Here is a 16,188-nt window from a genome sequence, read left to right as displayed (position 1 = left end):
CCCCGCCGCTTCGCAGCGACCCTCCCCACGAGGGGGAGGGTAAGCCTCACATGCCGGTCAGATCGCTCATCAGACCTGACGCGACCGACAGCCGCGACACGGTGATGTCGCCGCCTTCGGTCAGCGCCTGCAGTCGCTCGCGAATGCGCGCCACCCTCTCGCCGCCGGCTTCCAGCCAGGCCGCCACCGGATCGGCCGTCTTGGCATGGCCGGTGAGTGCCGCCACCGCAATGCCGCGCCGTGCAGCACCGATCGTATCGGTGGCGCGCGACAAAGCGAGCTGGTCATAATAGTCCGACGGCGTGATCGAGCGCGCCGCGTCTTCGACACGCGGGATACGGAAGGCATCGCTGACGGCGAAGAACGCCTTGGCCGCCGCGACGATGTCGGCGCCGGCGGTGCGTGCCGTCAGCGCAATGTCGGGGATCAGTTCCGCCACTTCGCTCAGCGCCAGCTGTTCGGCCAGCCGCTCCGGCGCACCGGCCTTGAACAGCCCGTGCCGCTTCTCCTCGATCCGCTCGCGCGAGAAGGCCGGCAGCAGCGAAACGAGCTTCGGCTCCAGCGCCTTGCGTGCCTCCAGCAGTTCGGCAATGCGCTGGCCGAGGGGCGCCGTGCCGGCATCGTTCTTGAGATACCAGCCGCTGGTGACATAGATCAGCCGGCTCACCATCTGATAGAGATCGAGTTGCACCTGGCCGTCGATCTGGTTGTCGAGCGCGTCGATCTCGCGATAGAGCGCCGGCAGGGCAAAGCCGTCACGCACCACAGCGAAGGTGCGCACCACATCGGCGGCGGTGCGTCCCGTGGCTTCCTGCAGGCGGTTGACGAAGGACGGGCCGCCGCGATTGACCAGATCATTGGCAACGACGCGGGCGATGATCTCGCGGCGCAGCCTGTGGCCGTGGATTTCGGCGGCGTATTTCTTCGCCATGCGGTCGGGGAAGTAGCCCATCAGGTCGCGGTCGAAATGCGCGTCGTCCGGCACGTCACTGGCGACAATGTCGGAAAACAGCACGATCTTGGCATAGGCGAGCAGCACGCCGAGCTCGGCCCGGGTCAGCGGTTCGCCACGCGCCTCGCGCTCGGCAAGAGCAGCCGGTGACGGCAACGTCTCCACCGCGCGATCGAGCAGACCGCGCGCTTCGAGCGCCGACATGAAGCGGGCCTGATGCGCGATGTCGGCAAGGCCGCGCTTGCGGGCGATCGAAAGCGCCAGCGTCTGCTGATAGTTGTTGGACAGCACCAGCCCGCCGACCTCGCCGGTCATCTCGGCCAGCAGCTTGTTGCGGGCCGGGCGCGTCAGCGATCCCTTGCGCATGGCCGACGCCAAAGCGATCTTGATGTTGACCTCGACGTCGGAGCAATTGACGCCGCCCGAATTGTCGATGGCGTCCGAATTGCAACGGCCGCCATTCATGCCGAACTCGATGCGCGCCCTCTGCGTGACGCCGAGATTGGCGCCCTCGCCGATCACCTTGGCGCGCACGTCGAGCGCGGTGATGCGGATGGCGTCATTGGCGCGGTCGCCGACCTCGGCATTGGTTTCGGTCGAGGCCCTCAAGTAGGTGCCGATACCGCCGAACCACAGCAGGTCGACCGGCGCCTTGAGAATGGCGGTCATGATCTCGGCCGGCGTGGCGGTGGTTTTGCTGAGTCCAATCGCCGCCGCCGCCGCGGCCGGCAAGGTGATCGACTTCTGGCTGCGCGAGACGATGACGCCGCCTTCCGACAGCTTGGTCTTGTCATAGTCCTGCCAGCTCGAACGCGGCAGCGCGAACATGCGCTCGCGCTCGGTCATCGAGGCCGCCATGTCGGGATCGGGATCGATGAAGATGTCGCGATGGTCGAAGGCGGCGATCAGCCTTGTGTTCGGCGACAAAAGCATGCCGTTGCCGAACACGTCGCCCGACATGTCGCCGACACCGACGACGGTGAAGGGCGAGGTCTGGATGTCGCGGTTGATCTCGCGGAAGTGCCGCTTGACCGCTTCCCAGGCGCCCTTGGCGGTGATGCCCATCTTCTTGTGGTCATAGCCGGCCGAGCCGCCGCTGGCGAAGGCATCGTCGAGCCAGAAGCCATGCTTCTCGGAAATGGCGTTGGCGGTGTCGGAGAAGGTCGCCGTGCCCTTGTCGGCGGCAACGACGAAATAGGGATCGTCCTGGTCGCGGCGCACGACGCCGGCCGGCGGAATGACCCCGTCCAACCCGATATTGTCGGTGATCGACAGCAGGCTGGAGACGAAGTTCTTGTAGGCCGAGGTGCCGGCCTCGAAGATCGCGTCGCGGCTGCCGCCGACCGGCAGGCGCTTGGGGAAGAAGCCGCCCTTGGCGCCGACCGGCACGATGACGGCGTTCTTGACCTGCTGCGCCTTGACCAGGCCGAGCACCTCGGTGCGGTAGTCCTGGGCGCGGTCTGACCAGCGAAGGCCACCACGCGCCACCGGGCCGAAGCGCAGATGCAGGCCCTCGACCTCGGAACCGTAGACGAATATCTCGCGCCACGGCCGTGGCGCCGGCAGTCCCTCGACCGCCTGCGATTCGAGCTTGATCGCCAGCGACTGGCCTTTCGCTTTCGTATCGGCAACGAAATGATTGGTGCGCAGCGAGGCTTCGATCAGATTGAGGTAGCGGCGGATGATGGTGTCGTCATCGATATTGGGCACATCTTCCAGCGCGTCCTTTATCTTGGCCTTGAGGTGCTTTGCCGCGACCACGCCTTCGGTCTCGGCCGTCGGGCCGAGCCGGGCGATGAACAGCGCATGCAAGCCGCGCGCGATGTCGGGATAGCGGTTCAATGCCGCTGCGATGAAATCCTGGCTTTGCGGAATGCCGACCTGCTGCAGATAGCGCCCATAGGCGCGCAGGATAGTGATTTCGCTAGACCACAGGCCAGCGGTCTGGGCCAGGCCGCTATAGCCGTCATTGTCGACGTCGCCGCGCCACACCGACAGGAACGCGTCCTCGAACAGCGCGCCGCCATCGGCAAGGTCGATCGGCTTGCCGTAGCTGTTCTCCAGTTCCATGTCGTGGATGAAGACCATGCCGGGCTGATCCCTATTGATCATGCCGGACTGCTCGTCGCCGACCTCGAAGGTGCGCTCGCTGATGACGCGGAAGCCGATGTTTTCCAGCACCGGCACGCGCCGCGACAGCGCCACCGGGCTGCCATGGTGATAGATCTTCAACGCCGCCTGGTGCGGCTTCTGCTCGCCATGGCGGTAATAGTCGATAGCGATCGGATTGGCGGCGCTGATCTTCGCGATGCGCCCGGCATCGGCCAACGCCACGGCCGGCGAGAAACTGTCGCGATAACTTTCGGAAAACCGCGCGGCGATCGCCGTCCGTGCGGGATCGGCTCCAGTCTCGGCCGCTGTTTCCCGAAGCGCGTCGTCCCAAGTGCGGACAATGTCGCGGATCGCTTCCTCGATCGTCGCCTGTTCGATTTTCGGTGTCTTGCCACCGGAGCGGCCGATGATGAAATGTACGCGCGCCAGCCCGCCTTCCGGAAAGGCGGGGTAATAGGCCGACAGCCTGCCCTCGAACACCGTCTTCAGGTAGGCGCCGATCTTCTCGCGCACGACGCTGTCGTAGCGGTCGCGCGGCACGAAGACGAGGATCGAGACGAAGCGGTCGAACTGGTCGGCACGCACCAGCGCCCTGACGCGAGGCCGCTCGACCAGGCCCAGAATGGCCTCGGCGTGCTTGCGCAGGATCGGCACCGGCACCTGGAACAGTTCGTCGCGCGGATAGCTCTCCAGCACGTTGATCAGCGCCTTGCCGGAATGATCTCCGGGATTGAAGCCGGATTTGGCGATGATGGTTTCGGCCTTCGACCGGAGGTACGGGATCTTCATCACCGAGCGCGTATAGGCGGTCGAGGTGAACAGGCCGACGATGCGCAGTTCGCCCGACAGCACGCCCTTGGCGGTGTAGGTCTTGACGCCGATGTAGTCGAGATAGATGCGGCGGTGCACAGAAGACTTGGCATTGGCCTTGGTGACGATCAGCGGCTCCGGTCCATGCAGGAAGGCGCGGATCTCGGGCGTCGTCGTCACCGCTTCGGTGCCGCGCCTGAGCACCAGCACATCGGGATCGGACAGGATGCCGAGGCCGGGCTTGTCGGCGCGCTCCAGCATGCCGCTCTTCTCGCTGCCGGTGTATTTGAACTCGCGCATTCCGAGGAAGGTGAAATTGTCGTCGCGCAGCCATTCGAGAAAGGCTATCGCCTCGGTGACGCTGGTCTTGTCGAGCGGTACCGGCGCGTAGCGAAATTCGGAGATCGCCTGGTCCAGGCGGGCCAGCATCGGCTTCCAGTCGGTGACCGCGGCGCGCACCTGGCCCAAAAGCTTCTTCAACCGTCCGGCCAAAGCCTGGGCATGTTCGACGGAAAGCCGACCGATATGGACATGAATCAGGCTCAGTCGGTCGTGGGCGGTGTCGCTCTTGACGGAGCCGCCGTCGCCGAGGATTTCCTCGACGCCGCCCTTGCCATGTTTGACGACAATGACTGGATGGGTGACCAGCAACGGCTCGCCGGCGCCGTCGGTGATTTCGCCGAGGATGGAATCGAACAAGAACGGCATGTTGTCGTTGACGACAGTGATCACCGTCACCGGCCGGCCCTGGCGGACAACCCCGGAATCGACATCTATGGCGACGACGCAGTCACCCTTCTTGTGCCTGGCGACAGCGCGCCCGGCGAGATCGGCGGCGCGCACGAGATCGGCAACGTCATAGGCCGCAATGTCTTCGGCAGGGGCTCGGGCCAGCAGATAGTCGGCTAGCTTGCCGGACTTGTCTTCTCCCCTTGCCGTGCTCTTTTTTTTCGGATTTGCGGATTTCACGCTGGCCATGACGCTATTCCCTCCCGTCGAATGCTTTTACGACTATCGTAGCAGATGACCGCTGTTTGGCGACAAAGGTTTGACGGCTTGCCAAGAATTATCCGAATTCGGCGGCAAGCCACCGCCCAAAGAGGAGAAACGCCCCATGACCGGCAAAATCACCGCACTCGATCTGGCCTCGGGAGAGTTGAGCGAGGCGACGAAAACCTATTTCGCCAAATGCGAGGAGAAGCTCGGCCTGGTCCCCAACGTGCTCAAGGCCTACGCCTTCGACGACAAGAAGCTGCGCGCCTTCACCGATATGTACAACGACCTGATGCTGGGCGAATCAGGCCTGTCGAAGCTGGAGCGCGAGATGATCGCGGTCGCCGTCTCTTCGATCAACCATTGCTACTACTGCCTGACCGCGCATGGCGCCGCGGTGCGCCAGCTGTCCGGCGACCCGGCGCTCGGCGAGATGATGGTGATGAATTTCCGCGCCGCCGATCTCTCGCCGAGGCAGGCCGCGATGCTCGAATTCGCCGTCAAGCTGACCGAGGAGCCGGCCAAGATCGTCGAGGCCGACCGGGCGGCGCTTCGCAAAGCAGGCTTCAGCGACCGCGACATCTGGGACATCGCCTCGACCGCGGCCTTCTTCAACATGTCGAACCGGGTGGCGGCGGCGATCGACATGCGGCCGAACGACGAATACCACGCCATGGCGCGATAGCGGATCCCATCGAATGGCCCGTCGCGCTGTACATTAGCGACAACGCATTCTCGTTGCTTCTCCGCCGGTTTGGTCCGATGATCGGCAGGCGGCATGACCGCATGCCGGTTCGATGCCGCTCATCAAGGGAGGAGAACATGGCGAAGTTTCTCTATGTCTATCATGGCTCCGGCAAGATGCCGACGAGCGAAGCCGAGCGAAAGGCGATGACCGACGCCTGGACAGGCTGGTTTGGAAAGCTCGGTTCGGCCGTTGTCGACCCAGGCAATCCGGTCGGAATGTCGAAGACCGTCCTGCCCGGCGGCAAGATAGAAAACAACGGCGGCAGCAACCCGACCGGCGGCTATTCGATCATCGAGGCCCAAGATATCAACGACGCCGCCGAGAAGGCCAAAGGCTGTCCGATGCTGGCCATGCCGAACTGCAACGTCGAGATCGCACCGATCATCAATATGATGGGCTAACGTCGCCTCAGGATCGCGCCGCGATAGCCGCCGCGGCACCGGCCATCGTCGTGGCGCTGATCCGGTTGGCGATCTTCATGGCGCGCTTGCTTTTCAACAGCTTGCGCGCCTGCGAGGCGGCGAGCACCCAGGCGAGATCGATGGCGATCAGCACCACGGCCATGGTCGCCGTCAGTTCGACCCAGCCGACGATGCTGACCGAAGCGAGGTCGATGATGGTCGGCAGCAGCGCCAGGTAGAACATCATGATCTTGGGATTGCCAAGCGTCACCGCCATGCCGGCGAAGAACAGTTTTATCGCCGAATCCTCGCGCGGCATCTCGCCCTCTTTGGCATCGACAGGCGCCGTCCACATCTTCCAGGCAAGGTAAGCGAGATAGGCGACGCCCACCCATTTCACGACAACAAAGGCGAGGTGAAAAGTCTGCGCCACCACAGCCAGTCCGAACACCGCCAGCGACAGCCAGATGCCCTCGCCGATCCACATGGCGAGCAGGAACGGAAACACATCGCGAAAACCCTTCGAGATGACGCGTGCGACGAGTGCGGCGATCGACGGGCCGGGCGAACCGGCGGCGACGAACAAAGCGGCGGCGAAGATCAGGAGCGAGGTGAGGTGCATGGCACTGCCTTCCAAGCGGTTGAAGGACGGACGATATCCGATCGATATCACCGCTTGCAACGCTGGCGGCGGAAGATCCCAGACCGGCTCCGCATTCGGCCATGCCCTTGACTGCCATGCCTGACTTGCAGTCAGGTTGATCTTGCCCTGCAGGCGGAGGAGGAGTTTTCGTGGTTGTGCAAAGTTGGCGCAAGGTCGTTCGACGGCTCTCCATTCTGGCTGTCCTGTTAGCCAGCATGGCGCTAAACGGAGCGCCCCAAGCCGTAGCATCGTCGAGGAAGCCGCCGAAATATGATCACGTCGTTGTCGTGATCATGGAGAACCACAGCTTTGAGCAGATTTCTCTGGCGGGACGAGCTGCTCCCTATTTGAACAAGTTGGCAAAAGGCGGCGCGCTGTTCGATCGATCCTATGGAGTTGCTCATCCCAGCCAGCCCAATTACTTCGCGCTGTTCAGCGGCTTGACACAAGGCGTCCATGACGATGGCATGCACGGCTTTGCTGCGCCGAACCTGGCCGCTCGTCTTCGGGCTCACGGCAAGACATTTACGGGCTACGTCGAAGCCGGATCGCCGCGAAAACATAATCCGTGGGAATCGTTTGCCGACGCGAAGGGATCTGAGAAGTCTCTTGCCCACCTCCCTCGCGACTACGCGAAGCTACCATCCGTCAGTTTCGTGATCCCCAATCTCGAAAATGACATGCATGACGGCACAATAGAGACGGCTGACACTTGGTTGAGAACTCACCTTGGAGGCTACGCCGCCTGGTCGAAGAAAAACAACAGCCTTTTGGTAGTGACCTTCGATGAAGACGACTACCATACAGAGAACCATATATTCACTGTATTCTACGGATCCGGAATCGAATCAGGACGTTACTCGGAAAGGATCGATCACTATTCGGTCTTGCGAACCATTGAAGACATAGAGAGCATACCCCCCTTGGGCACCAGTGTCATCAGAAGGGTGATCGCAAGTGGCTGGAGCCGACGGTAATTTCGCGCTGGACATGTCACAAGCACCGATCGCCGGCGTCGTCGCTCCTCCCCATCGTCTCGACAATCGGTCGGCTCCAAACAAGTTGGAAAGCCATCATTCGTTTGAAGCCATTGGCACCCTTGCAGTCCTCATTGGCTACGGCTAGAAGGGCCGCCGCGAAACAATCTCGAGCTTCACTTTGCCTCAGTAACCGCCGGTCTCGTCAACTCCCCCGACACACCTGATGGCGCCGCACTCGCGGTGCCTGTTTCATGTTCATGTGTTCCTCTGGGCGGCGGTTCGAGACCGGTTTGGCACTGCTGAACCGCTGTCGCGCGCTTTCCGCCAGCGACACCTGACTTCAAGAATCTCCGCAGCCTACCGCCACGCCGCGCCCGCAGGGGCATCTCGATCGTGCCGACCTGATGAACTTCCCGACGGGAAGGGCTTACCGGCATGTCTTCTACTGTGCGCATCCACTGGGCGATCACGCCTCAAATCGCACCGCAACCCCTGATCAACTGCAATCGCTGCGGCGGTGTGAAGGCCTATCGCTGCAGCGGCAAATTCCGCGTCAACGCCAACGGCAAGCGCATCGACGTGTGGCTGATCTACCGCTGCGTCACCTGCGACAATTCCTGGAATTTCGGCATTTTCGAACGCAGCAACCGCCGCGACATAGAACCGGCGCTGCTTCAGGCGCTCGAAAGCAACGATCCGGGGCTGGCGCGGCGCCATGCCTTCGACATCGTCACCCTGCGCAACCAAGTGGGGCGTGTCGAGGAGTTTCCCGATGTCGCCGTGCACAAGCGGTTGCTCGACGGCGCCAGGCAAAGCGCGGCGGCCCTGGAACTCCGGCTTGGGTTGGAAATGCCGACATCACTCCGGCTCGACCGTCTGCTTGCCAATGAACTCGGCATTTCGCGCTCGCGGCTCCAGGCGCTGGAGGAGCGGCGCCTGCTGGTCGTCGATCCGGAGGGGGCAAAAGCTTTGCGCAAGCCGGCCCGCGCGGGAACAACAATCCGCGTCGCCCTGGCCGGCGAGCCGGATCACGAAGCCATCATCCGCGCGGCCGGCGGATGAACGAAAGAGGGCGGAGCACTTGATGCTCCGCCCTCTCAGAAATCGCCAGAAGAAAAATTACGCCGCGCCGACCGCCTTGGCCGACTTCTCGAAACGCTTGCGCTCATTCGGATCGAGGTAGAGCTTGCGCAGGCGGATGGTCTTCGGCGTCACCTCGACCAGCTCGTCGTCCTGGATCCAGGCCAGCGCGCGCTCCAGCGTCATGCGGATCGGCGGCGTCAGCTTGACCGCCTCGTCCTTGCCGGCGGCGCGGATGTTGGTCAGCTTCTTGCCCTTCAGCACATTGACCTCGAGGTCGTTGTCCCTGGAGTGGATGCCGATGATCATGCCCTGATAGACCTTGACGCCCGGGTCGATGACCATCGGGCCGCGGTCTTCCAGGTTCCACATGGCGTAGGCGACCGATTCGCCCTGCTCGTTGGAGATCAGCACGCCATTGGTGCGGCCGGGCAGTTCGCCCTTGTAGGGCTCATAGGCATGGAACAGCCGGTTCATCACGGCGGTGCCGCGCGTGTCGGTCAACAGTTCCGACTGGTAGCCGATCAGGCCGCGCGTCGGCGCGTGGAAGACGATGCGCTGGCGGTTGCCGCCGGAGGGGCGCAATTCGACCATCTCGGCCTTGCGCTCCGACATCTTCTGCACGACGACGCCGGCATGCTCCTCGTCGACGTCGATGACGACTTCTTCGACCGGCTCCAGCAATTCGCCGTTCTCGCCCTTCTGCATGACGACGCGCGGACGCGACACGGCGATCTCGAAGCCTTCGCGGCGCATCGTCTCGATCAGCACGGCCAGCTGCAACTCGCCGCGGCCGGAGACGAAGAACGAATCCTTGTCGGGCGATTCCTCGATCTTCAGCGCGACATTGCCTTCGGCCTCGCGCAGCAGGCGGTCGCGGATGACGCGGCTGGTCACCTTGTCGCCTTCGGTACCGGCGAGCGGGCTGTCATTGACCAGGAAGGACATGGTCACGGTCGGCGGATCGATCGGCTGCGCGTGCAGCGCCTCGGTCACCGCCAGGTCGCAGAACGTGTCGGCGACGGTGCCCTTGGACAGGCCGGCGATGGCGACGATGTCGCCCGCCTGGGCCTCTTCGATCGGCTGGCGCTCGAGGCCGCGGAAGGCCAGGATCTTCGAGATGCGGCCGGTTTCGATCTGGGTGCCGTCATGGTGCAGCACCTTGACCGCCTGGTTGGCCTTCAGCGTGCCGGATTCGATGCGGCCGGTGATGATACGGCCGAGGAACGGGTTGGCTTCCAGAATGGTGCCGATCATGCGGAACGGGCCAGGATGGACGGTCGGCGCCGGCACATGCTTGATGACGAGGTCGAACAGCGGCGCCAACTGCTGGTCCTTCGGGCCTTCCGGATTCTCGGAGACCCAGCCATCGCGGCCCGAACCGTAGAGGATCGGGAAGTCGAGCTGCTCATCGGTGGCGTCGAGCGCGGCAAACAGATCGAACACCTCGTTGACGACCTCGACATGACGGGCGTCCGGGCGATCGATCTTGTTGATGACGACGATCGGCTTCAGCCCGACCTTGAGCGCCTTGCCGACGACGAATTTGGTCTGCGGCATCGGGCCCTCGGCGGCATCGACCAGCACGATAGCCGAATCCACCATCGACAGGATGCGCTCGACCTCGCCGCCGAAATCGGCGTGGCCGGGGGTGTCGACGATGTTGATGCGGGTATCCTTCCAGTCGACCGAGGTCGCCTTGGCCAGGATGGTGATGCCGCGCTCCTTTTCGAGGTCGTTGGAATCCATGGCGCGCTCGGCGACGCGCTGATTGTCGCGGAAGGAGCCGGACTGCTTCAAAAGCTGGTCGACAAGGGTGGTCTTTCCATGGTCGACGTGCGCGATGATCGCGATATTACGGAGTTTCATGTTCTGGGTCTCGGAAGCGTTGCAGGCAGCAGGCCAAAGGCGCTGCCTCTTTCGGTTGCGCGGCTCATACAGGGTTTTTCGCAGTTGCGAAAGGGGAAGCGCGACACCAAATACTCATCAAATCTTAAGCATCTGCGTGTGAGATGATTTTGTTAACCAAGGCGGGAACCTTTTGAGGGCCCGGGCAGTTCGACCGTCATGACCGATAAACTCAACCGATTTTGGCCGCTCATCGCTTCGGTGGCCTTTGCCTTGCTGCTGGCGGCCAACGCCGCGCAGTCGGCTGCCGCGACGCAGAAAGGTGCGCGCGCTGTTGCGCAGTCTGACACCCAGACCGCCGAGCAGGCCTTTGCCGATGCGCCTGATGGTGTTGACCCGATGGTGACGGGACCGGTCAGCGCCGCCTTCAAGCAGCGCCAAGCCGCTGCCAACTGCGACAGCGCGGTGTGGCCGAACATTCCGATGGTCTGCTACCCCGACTGACGATTGCCAGCGCTTACGCCGATCGCACCGGATCGAGCGTGACCTTGTAGAGTTCGTTGTCGTCGCGATCCATCAGTCGCACTGTGAGCTGCTCGGTCGCGCCTGAGATATCGACAAGGCCGAAGAACTGCAGGCCGGCCGACGGCGGCAAGTTCTGGCCCTGCTCGGTGGTCGGCGCCTTGATGAATTTCAGCTCCGGACCGAAGGTCATGTCGAGATCGTTGGGGCCGAAGGTGCCGGCGTGGATCGGGCCGGAGACGAATTCCCAGAAGGGATTGAAATCCTGGAACTGCGCCTTGTCTGGGTTGTAGTAGTGCGCGGCCGTATAGTGCACGTCGGCGGTGAGCCACACCGTGTTGGTGACGCCGGCAGTCTTGATGAAGCGCAGCACGTCGGCGAATTCCATCTCGCGGCCCTTCGGCTTGCCATTGTCGTTGTTGCTAACGGCTTCGAAGCCGACCTTCTTCGCCGCGTCGTCCCAGACCACGAGGCTGAGCGGCATGTCGGCGGCGATGATCTTCCAGGTCGCCTTGGAGTTGGCCAGTTCCCGCTTCAGCCACTTCGACTGCTCCTCGCCGATCATGCGCGACTGCGGTGTGAGGGTTTCCTGCAGGTTCGGGCCGTTCGGGCCGCGATAGGAGCGCATGTCGAGGAAGAAGACGTCGAGCAGCGGCCCGTGCGAGATCTTGCGGTAGACCCGGCCCGGTTCCGCCGGCTCGTAACGGATGGTGGTCATCTCGTGGAAGGCGCGCGCCGCCCGCGCCGCCAGTACGTGGATGGATTTTTCCTTGTAGCGGTCGTCCTTGCTAAGGTCCTTCGAGTCCGACCAGTTGTTGAGCACCTCGTGGTCGTCCCACTGGTAGAAGGTCGGGCAGATGGCGCTGAGTTCCAGCACGTTCTTGTCCATCATGTTGTACTTCCACTGGTCGCGGTATTCGTCCAGCGTCTCGGCAACCTTGCGTTTGCCGTCGATGAGCACGACGTTCTTCCACTTGCCGCCGCCGGGCAGGTCGACCTCGTCCTTCATGGCGCCGTCGGCATAGATGGTGTCGCCCGAATGCAGGAAGAAGTCCGGCGTGTGCTTGGCGATGGTGGCGTAGGTTTTCATGCCGGTCTCATCGATGCCCCAGCCCTGGCCGGCGGTATCGCCCGACCAGGCGAACTTGACATCGCGCTTCGAGGCCGGCGCTGTGCGGAAGCGGCCGACGATCGGCTCGGAGACGGCGTTGACGTCGGCGAGATCGGCCGCAACCATGCGATAGAAGATGTCCTGGTCGGAGGCGAGATCAGTGAGCAGCCGCTTCACCGTGTAGTCGCTGGCAGGCGAGGTATCGAGCGGCGCCAGACGCGTCGCATTGGCAAAGCTTTCCGTCGACGAGACCTCGAACATGACGCGCGCCGGACGATCCGTGCGCGTCCACACCATGCCGCTGGAGGCATCGACGTCGCCGGACTGGACGCCATGGGTGAAGGCCGGACGCTGGCTCGCGCGGGAATAGTAGGGCAAGGCGAGGCCCGAGGCGCCAAGGAGACCGGCAGCGCTCGCGGAGGTGACAAAGGCGCGGCGGGTCATCGAAAGCTTGTTCATGGCTGTCTCCTGGATGGCTTTGAACGTCGCCATCAAGGTCCGGCCTCAATGTTTCAGCCGCATCTCGGAACCATGACATTTTGATAACAGTGAACAGGCCAGGCAGCCTCGCAACAAAACCGGGCGGCTTGGTCGTCAGGCCACCCGGTTTGAGGTTTGGATATTGCAATCGGCAGCGAAGGTGTGTCGAGATTCAGGTCAGGCCGAGTCGAAAACGGTGGTTTCCGAGAACCGGAGCGGAGCGTACTCAAAGTACGTGAGCACCGGAAGCGCAGGAAATCACCGTTTGCAGGCCGGCATCACCTGAATATCGGCGCGCCTTAAGCGGCCTGCGGTTCCGGATCGAAAGCCGGCCGGCTGGTGTTGATCAGCAACGAGATACAGGCCGCCGCGATGGCCGTCATGCCGGCGATCAGGAAGGCCAACTCGTAATTGCCCTGCAGCTCGCGCATGGTGCCGCCGAAGGCAGCCGCTGCCGCAGCACCAACTTGGTGGCCGGCAACGATCCAGCCGAACACGATCGGCCCGCTGCGGTCGCCGAACGCCTCGTTGGCGAGCCGCAGCGTTGGCGGCACGGTGGCGATCCAGTCGAGGCCGTAGAGCACGGCGAAAATGATCAGGCTGGTCGCCGAGAAGCCGGAATAGGGCAGGTAGATCAGCGACAGGCCGCGAATGGCATAGTAGACGCCGAGCAGCTTGCGCGGGTCGAAACGGTCGGTGAGCCAGCCCGACAGCGTCGTGCCGATCAGGTCGAAAATGCCCATCATCGACAGCAGGCCGGCGGCCTGCACCTCGCCGATTCCCATGTCGCCGCAAAAGGCGATGAGATGCGTGCCGACCAGCCCGTTGGTGGTGAACCCGCAGACGAAGAAGGTAGCGAACAAGTACCAGAACACCCGTGTGCCGGCGGCGCGGCGCAGCGTGTTGAGCGTATGCGCCAGGAAATTACCTTGCGAGGCGGGCGATGTCGGCGGCACGTCATCGGCCTCGGCGCCATAGCGCACCATGCCGATCGAGGCCGGCCGCTCCGGCACCAGCAGCCAGACCAGCGGTATCATTGCCGCCGTGGCGACCGCGACCGCAACGGCAACCGGCTGCCAGCCGCCCGATTGCGCCAAAGCGGCTATCAGCGGCAGGAACACCAGCATGCCCGACGCACTTGAGGCCGACATCAATCCCATCACCAGGCCACGATTGGTCTTGAACCAACGATTGACGATGGTGGCGCCAAGCACGCTGGCGACCGCGCCGGAGCCGATGCCGGAGAAGACGCCCCAGGTGATGAAGAGATGCCAGGGCTTGGTCATCAGTAGGCTGAGCGCCGTCGAAGCCGACATGACCAGCAGCGAGGCAAGCAGCGTGCGACGCAGACCGATTCTTTCCATCAGCGCGGCGGCGAACGGACCGGTCAGGCCATAGAGCAGGATGCCAACGCCGGCGGCCAGCGAGATGACGTCGCGCCGCCAGCCAAAACTGTTTTCCAGCGGCAACATCATGACCGAGGGTGCGGAACGAAGCCCGGCCGCAACCAGCAGGCAGAGAAAGATGACGCCGACCACGACGAAAGCGTAGCGCTGGCCAAACGGACGGGATTGAGCTATCATGTTACTGACCGGTACGTTGCAAGATGGGAGCCTGTATACGTACCGATCGGTAACATTGTCAATCGAGTCCCATGATGCCAACTGACAAAAATATTGAACTAACCATCAGCGACGGTCATGCATCGGCGCCGCCGAAGGCCGCCAAGAAGATCCTCGACGTGGCGTATGATCTTTTCTACCGGCGCGGTATCAGGGCGATCGGCGTCGACGAGATCGTCAAACGGGCCGGCGTCACCAAGCCCAGCCTCTATCGCAGCTTCCCTTCCAAGGACGAGTTGGCCGCCTCCTATCTTCGGCAATACAATCGTGAATATTGGGAACGTTTCGACGAGGCGGTCAAAGCCCATCCGGGCGACCCGCGCACGCAGATCAAGGCTTTCCTGACCCGCATCGGCAAGCGCACGCAAGTGGCGGACTATCGCGGCTGCGGCATGACCAACGCGGCGGTCGAATATCCCGACCACAGCCATCCGGCCCGCGTGGTGAGCGAAGCCAACAAGCAGGAGCTGCGCCGCAGGCTGCGCGCCATGGCCGCCGCGATGGGGGCGCAGGACCCCGACACGCTGGGCGACGGACTGCTGCTCCTCATCGAAGGCGCCTATATCAGCGGCCAGCTGTTCGGCCTCGGCGGTCCGGCACAGTCGGTCGCCCGAAACGCCGATCTGCTGATCGAAGCGAGCTTGAAGAAATAGCGATTGGCGGTACGCTGCTCCGGCCCGAACCGGAGGTGCCCGCCATGCGTGCCGTTCTGATCCCGCTTGCCCTCGCCGGTCTCTGCCAGGCAGCCCATGCCGGCGACATATCGAGCGCCTACACCGATCTCGACTCGAAGAAGGATTGCGTGACCTATGCGCAGGCCGATGAGGGCGATGGCGACTGGGCCGATCTCGCCTGTTCGGGCTATCGCGGCTACCCTGTGCTGATCGCCTATGACGACGCCCGCGAATCGCTGTTCTACGGTTTTCCGCCGGGCGGAGACATGACGTCCGTCTGGGAGAGTTTTTCAGGCTTCAATTCGTCCGGAGCCAAGGTCGAATGGCGCATCGAAACCAATGGCGACAAGGCCGTGCCCTTCGCGGTCATCCACCGCCGCACGATCAGCAATGGCGAGGATCAGAACAAATCAACGGATGTGCTGCTCGTCGCCAAGGTCGGCCAGATGGACGCGCGCGAAAGCTGCACGGTCGGCCTCGTGCTGGCCACCGGCAACCCGCAAGCCAACGACCAGGCGCGAAAACTCGCCGATGAGAAGGCGCGCACCTTCACCTGCGGCAAGGACCGGCACACCGTCATCGGCAATGTGCCGGCCTTCGGCCGGATCGATAACTGACTATTTGCTATTCTTCGCCCGTTCGATCGCGTCGACGATCATCTTCTTGGCATACTTGGAATCGTGCCAGCCTTCGATCTTGACCCATTTGCCGGGCTCGAGATCCTTGTAGTGCTCGAAGAAGTGCTGCACCTGCTGGCGGGTGATCTCGGGCAGATGCGTGTATTCGGTGACGTTCTCGTAGCGCAGCGTCAGCTTGGGCGACGGCACGGCGATGACCTTCTCGTCCTGGCCGGCATTGTCTTCCATCACCAGCACGCCGATCGGCCTGACATTGATGACGCAGCCCGGCACAAGGGCGCGCGTGTTGCAGACCAGCACGTCGATCGGATCGCCATCGCCCGACAGCGTGTGCGGCACGAAGCCGTAATTGCCGGGATAGCGCATCGAGGTGTGCAGGAAGCGGTCGACGAACAGCGTGCCGGCCTCCTTGTCCATCTCATACTTGATCGGCTCGCCGCCGATCGGCACTTCGATGATGACGTTGACGTCTTCAGGCGGATTCTTTCCGGTGGCTATGGCTTCAATGCGCATGGATTTGTCCCTCTCTCGGTTGGGAGGAGATAGCGGGCGGCGCAGAATGGTGCAATGCGGC

General features: G+C 63.0%; 13 protein-coding genes. 7 read left to right on the top strand and 6 right to left on the bottom strand.

Annotated elements, in window-relative coordinates; translation table 11 throughout:
* Nucleotides 1-46: 46 nt before the first annotated feature.
* Nucleotides 47-4,852, bottom strand: coding sequence for an NAD-glutamate dehydrogenase (locus AC04SF_RS31505; RefSeq protein ID WP_488480955.1), 4,806 nt, complete (start codon nt 4,850-4,852; stop codon nt 47-49).
* 136 nt (nt 4,853-4,988) lie between these two features.
* On the opposite strand from AC04SF_RS31505, the gene AC04SF_RS31500 reads away from it, so the two are divergent.
* Entirely contained in the window at nt 4,989-5,552 is a 564-nt protein-coding gene (locus tag AC04SF_RS31500; protein WP_488480954.1) for a peroxidase-related enzyme, read from the top strand.
* A gap of 137 nt (nt 5,553-5,689) precedes the next feature.
* Nucleotides 5,690-6,016 carry a YciI family protein gene (locus tag AC04SF_RS31495; protein WP_488480953.1) on the top strand — a complete coding sequence of 109 codons (327 nt, stop codon included), beginning with the start codon at nt 5,690-5,692 and terminating at the stop codon, nt 6,014-6,016.
* A 7-nt stretch (nt 6,017-6,023) separates the two neighbouring features.
* Here the strand turns inward: AC04SF_RS31495 and AC04SF_RS31490 are convergent, their stop codons facing one another.
* Nucleotides 6,024-6,638 carry a LysE family translocator gene (locus tag AC04SF_RS31490; protein WP_096458118.1) on the bottom strand — a complete coding sequence of 205 codons (615 nt, stop codon included), beginning with the start codon at nt 6,636-6,638 and terminating at the stop codon, nt 6,024-6,026.
* A gap of 170 nt (nt 6,639-6,808) precedes the next feature.
* On the opposite strand from AC04SF_RS31490, the gene AC04SF_RS31485 reads away from it, so the two are divergent.
* Nucleotides 6,809-7,636, top strand: a complete 828-nt coding sequence (locus AC04SF_RS31485; protein WP_488480952.1) for an alkaline phosphatase family protein — start codon at nt 6,809-6,811, stop codon at nt 7,634-7,636.
* 438 nt (nt 7,637-8,074) lie between these two features.
* Nucleotides 8,075-8,701: a DUF1062 domain-containing protein gene (locus tag AC04SF_RS31480; protein WP_488480951.1), complete on the top strand. Its 627-nt coding sequence runs from the start codon at nt 8,075-8,077 to the stop codon at nt 8,699-8,701.
* 57 nt (nt 8,702-8,758) lie between these two features.
* Here the strand turns inward: AC04SF_RS31480 and typA are convergent, their stop codons facing one another.
* On the bottom strand, nt 8,759-10,588 hold the full coding sequence (gene typA / locus AC04SF_RS31475; protein ID WP_095204316.1) for a translational GTPase TypA: 1,830 nt from the start codon (nt 10,586-10,588) through the stop codon (nt 8,759-8,761).
* Nucleotides 10,589-10,786: 198 nt separating this feature from the next.
* Between typA and AC04SF_RS31470 the strand changes: the two genes are divergently transcribed.
* On the top strand, nt 10,787-11,071 hold the full coding sequence (locus tag AC04SF_RS31470) for a hypothetical protein (RefSeq protein ID WP_096451442.1): 285 nt from the start codon (nt 10,787-10,789) through the stop codon (nt 11,069-11,071).
* 13 nt (nt 11,072-11,084) lie between these two features.
* Here the strand turns inward: AC04SF_RS31470 and AC04SF_RS31465 are convergent, their stop codons facing one another.
* Together AC04SF_RS31465 and AC04SF_RS31460 are read right to left on the bottom strand one after the other, a co-directional pair.
* A complete protein-coding gene (locus AC04SF_RS31465) occupies nt 11,085-12,659 on the bottom strand; it encodes an alkaline phosphatase D family protein (protein WP_488480950.1) in 1,575 nt (524 codons plus the stop codon).
* Nucleotides 12,660-12,979: 320 nt separating this feature from the next.
* Nucleotides 12,980-14,263, bottom strand: coding sequence for an MFS transporter (locus tag AC04SF_RS31460; protein WP_488480949.1), 1,284 nt, complete (start codon nt 14,261-14,263; stop codon nt 12,980-12,982).
* Between the two features lie 74 nt (nt 14,264-14,337).
* Here AC04SF_RS31460 and AC04SF_RS31455 point away from each other — a divergent pair, with 74 nt between their 5' ends.
* Both AC04SF_RS31455 and AC04SF_RS31450 read left to right on the top strand, forming a co-directional pair.
* Nucleotides 14,338-14,955: a TetR/AcrR family transcriptional regulator gene (locus AC04SF_RS31455; protein ID WP_488480948.1), complete on the top strand. Its 618-nt coding sequence runs from the start codon at nt 14,338-14,340 to the stop codon at nt 14,953-14,955.
* A gap of 44 nt (nt 14,956-14,999) precedes the next feature.
* Entirely contained in the window at nt 15,000-15,593 is a 594-nt protein-coding gene (locus AC04SF_RS31450) for a hypothetical protein (RefSeq protein WP_488480947.1), read from the top strand.
* Here the strand turns inward: AC04SF_RS31450 and ppa are convergent, their stop codons facing one another.
* The gene (gene ppa, locus AC04SF_RS31445) at nt 15,594-16,127 is read right to left on the bottom strand and encodes an inorganic diphosphatase (RefSeq protein ID WP_488480946.1); all 534 of its coding nucleotides are present in this window, start codon (nt 16,125-16,127) and stop codon (nt 15,594-15,596) included.
* Nucleotides 16,128-16,188 lie beyond the last annotated feature (61 nt).

The organism is Mesorhizobium sp. CNPSo 4671, from assembly GCF_057784245.1.
This window is presented reverse-complemented; position numbering and strand designations above follow the sequence as displayed.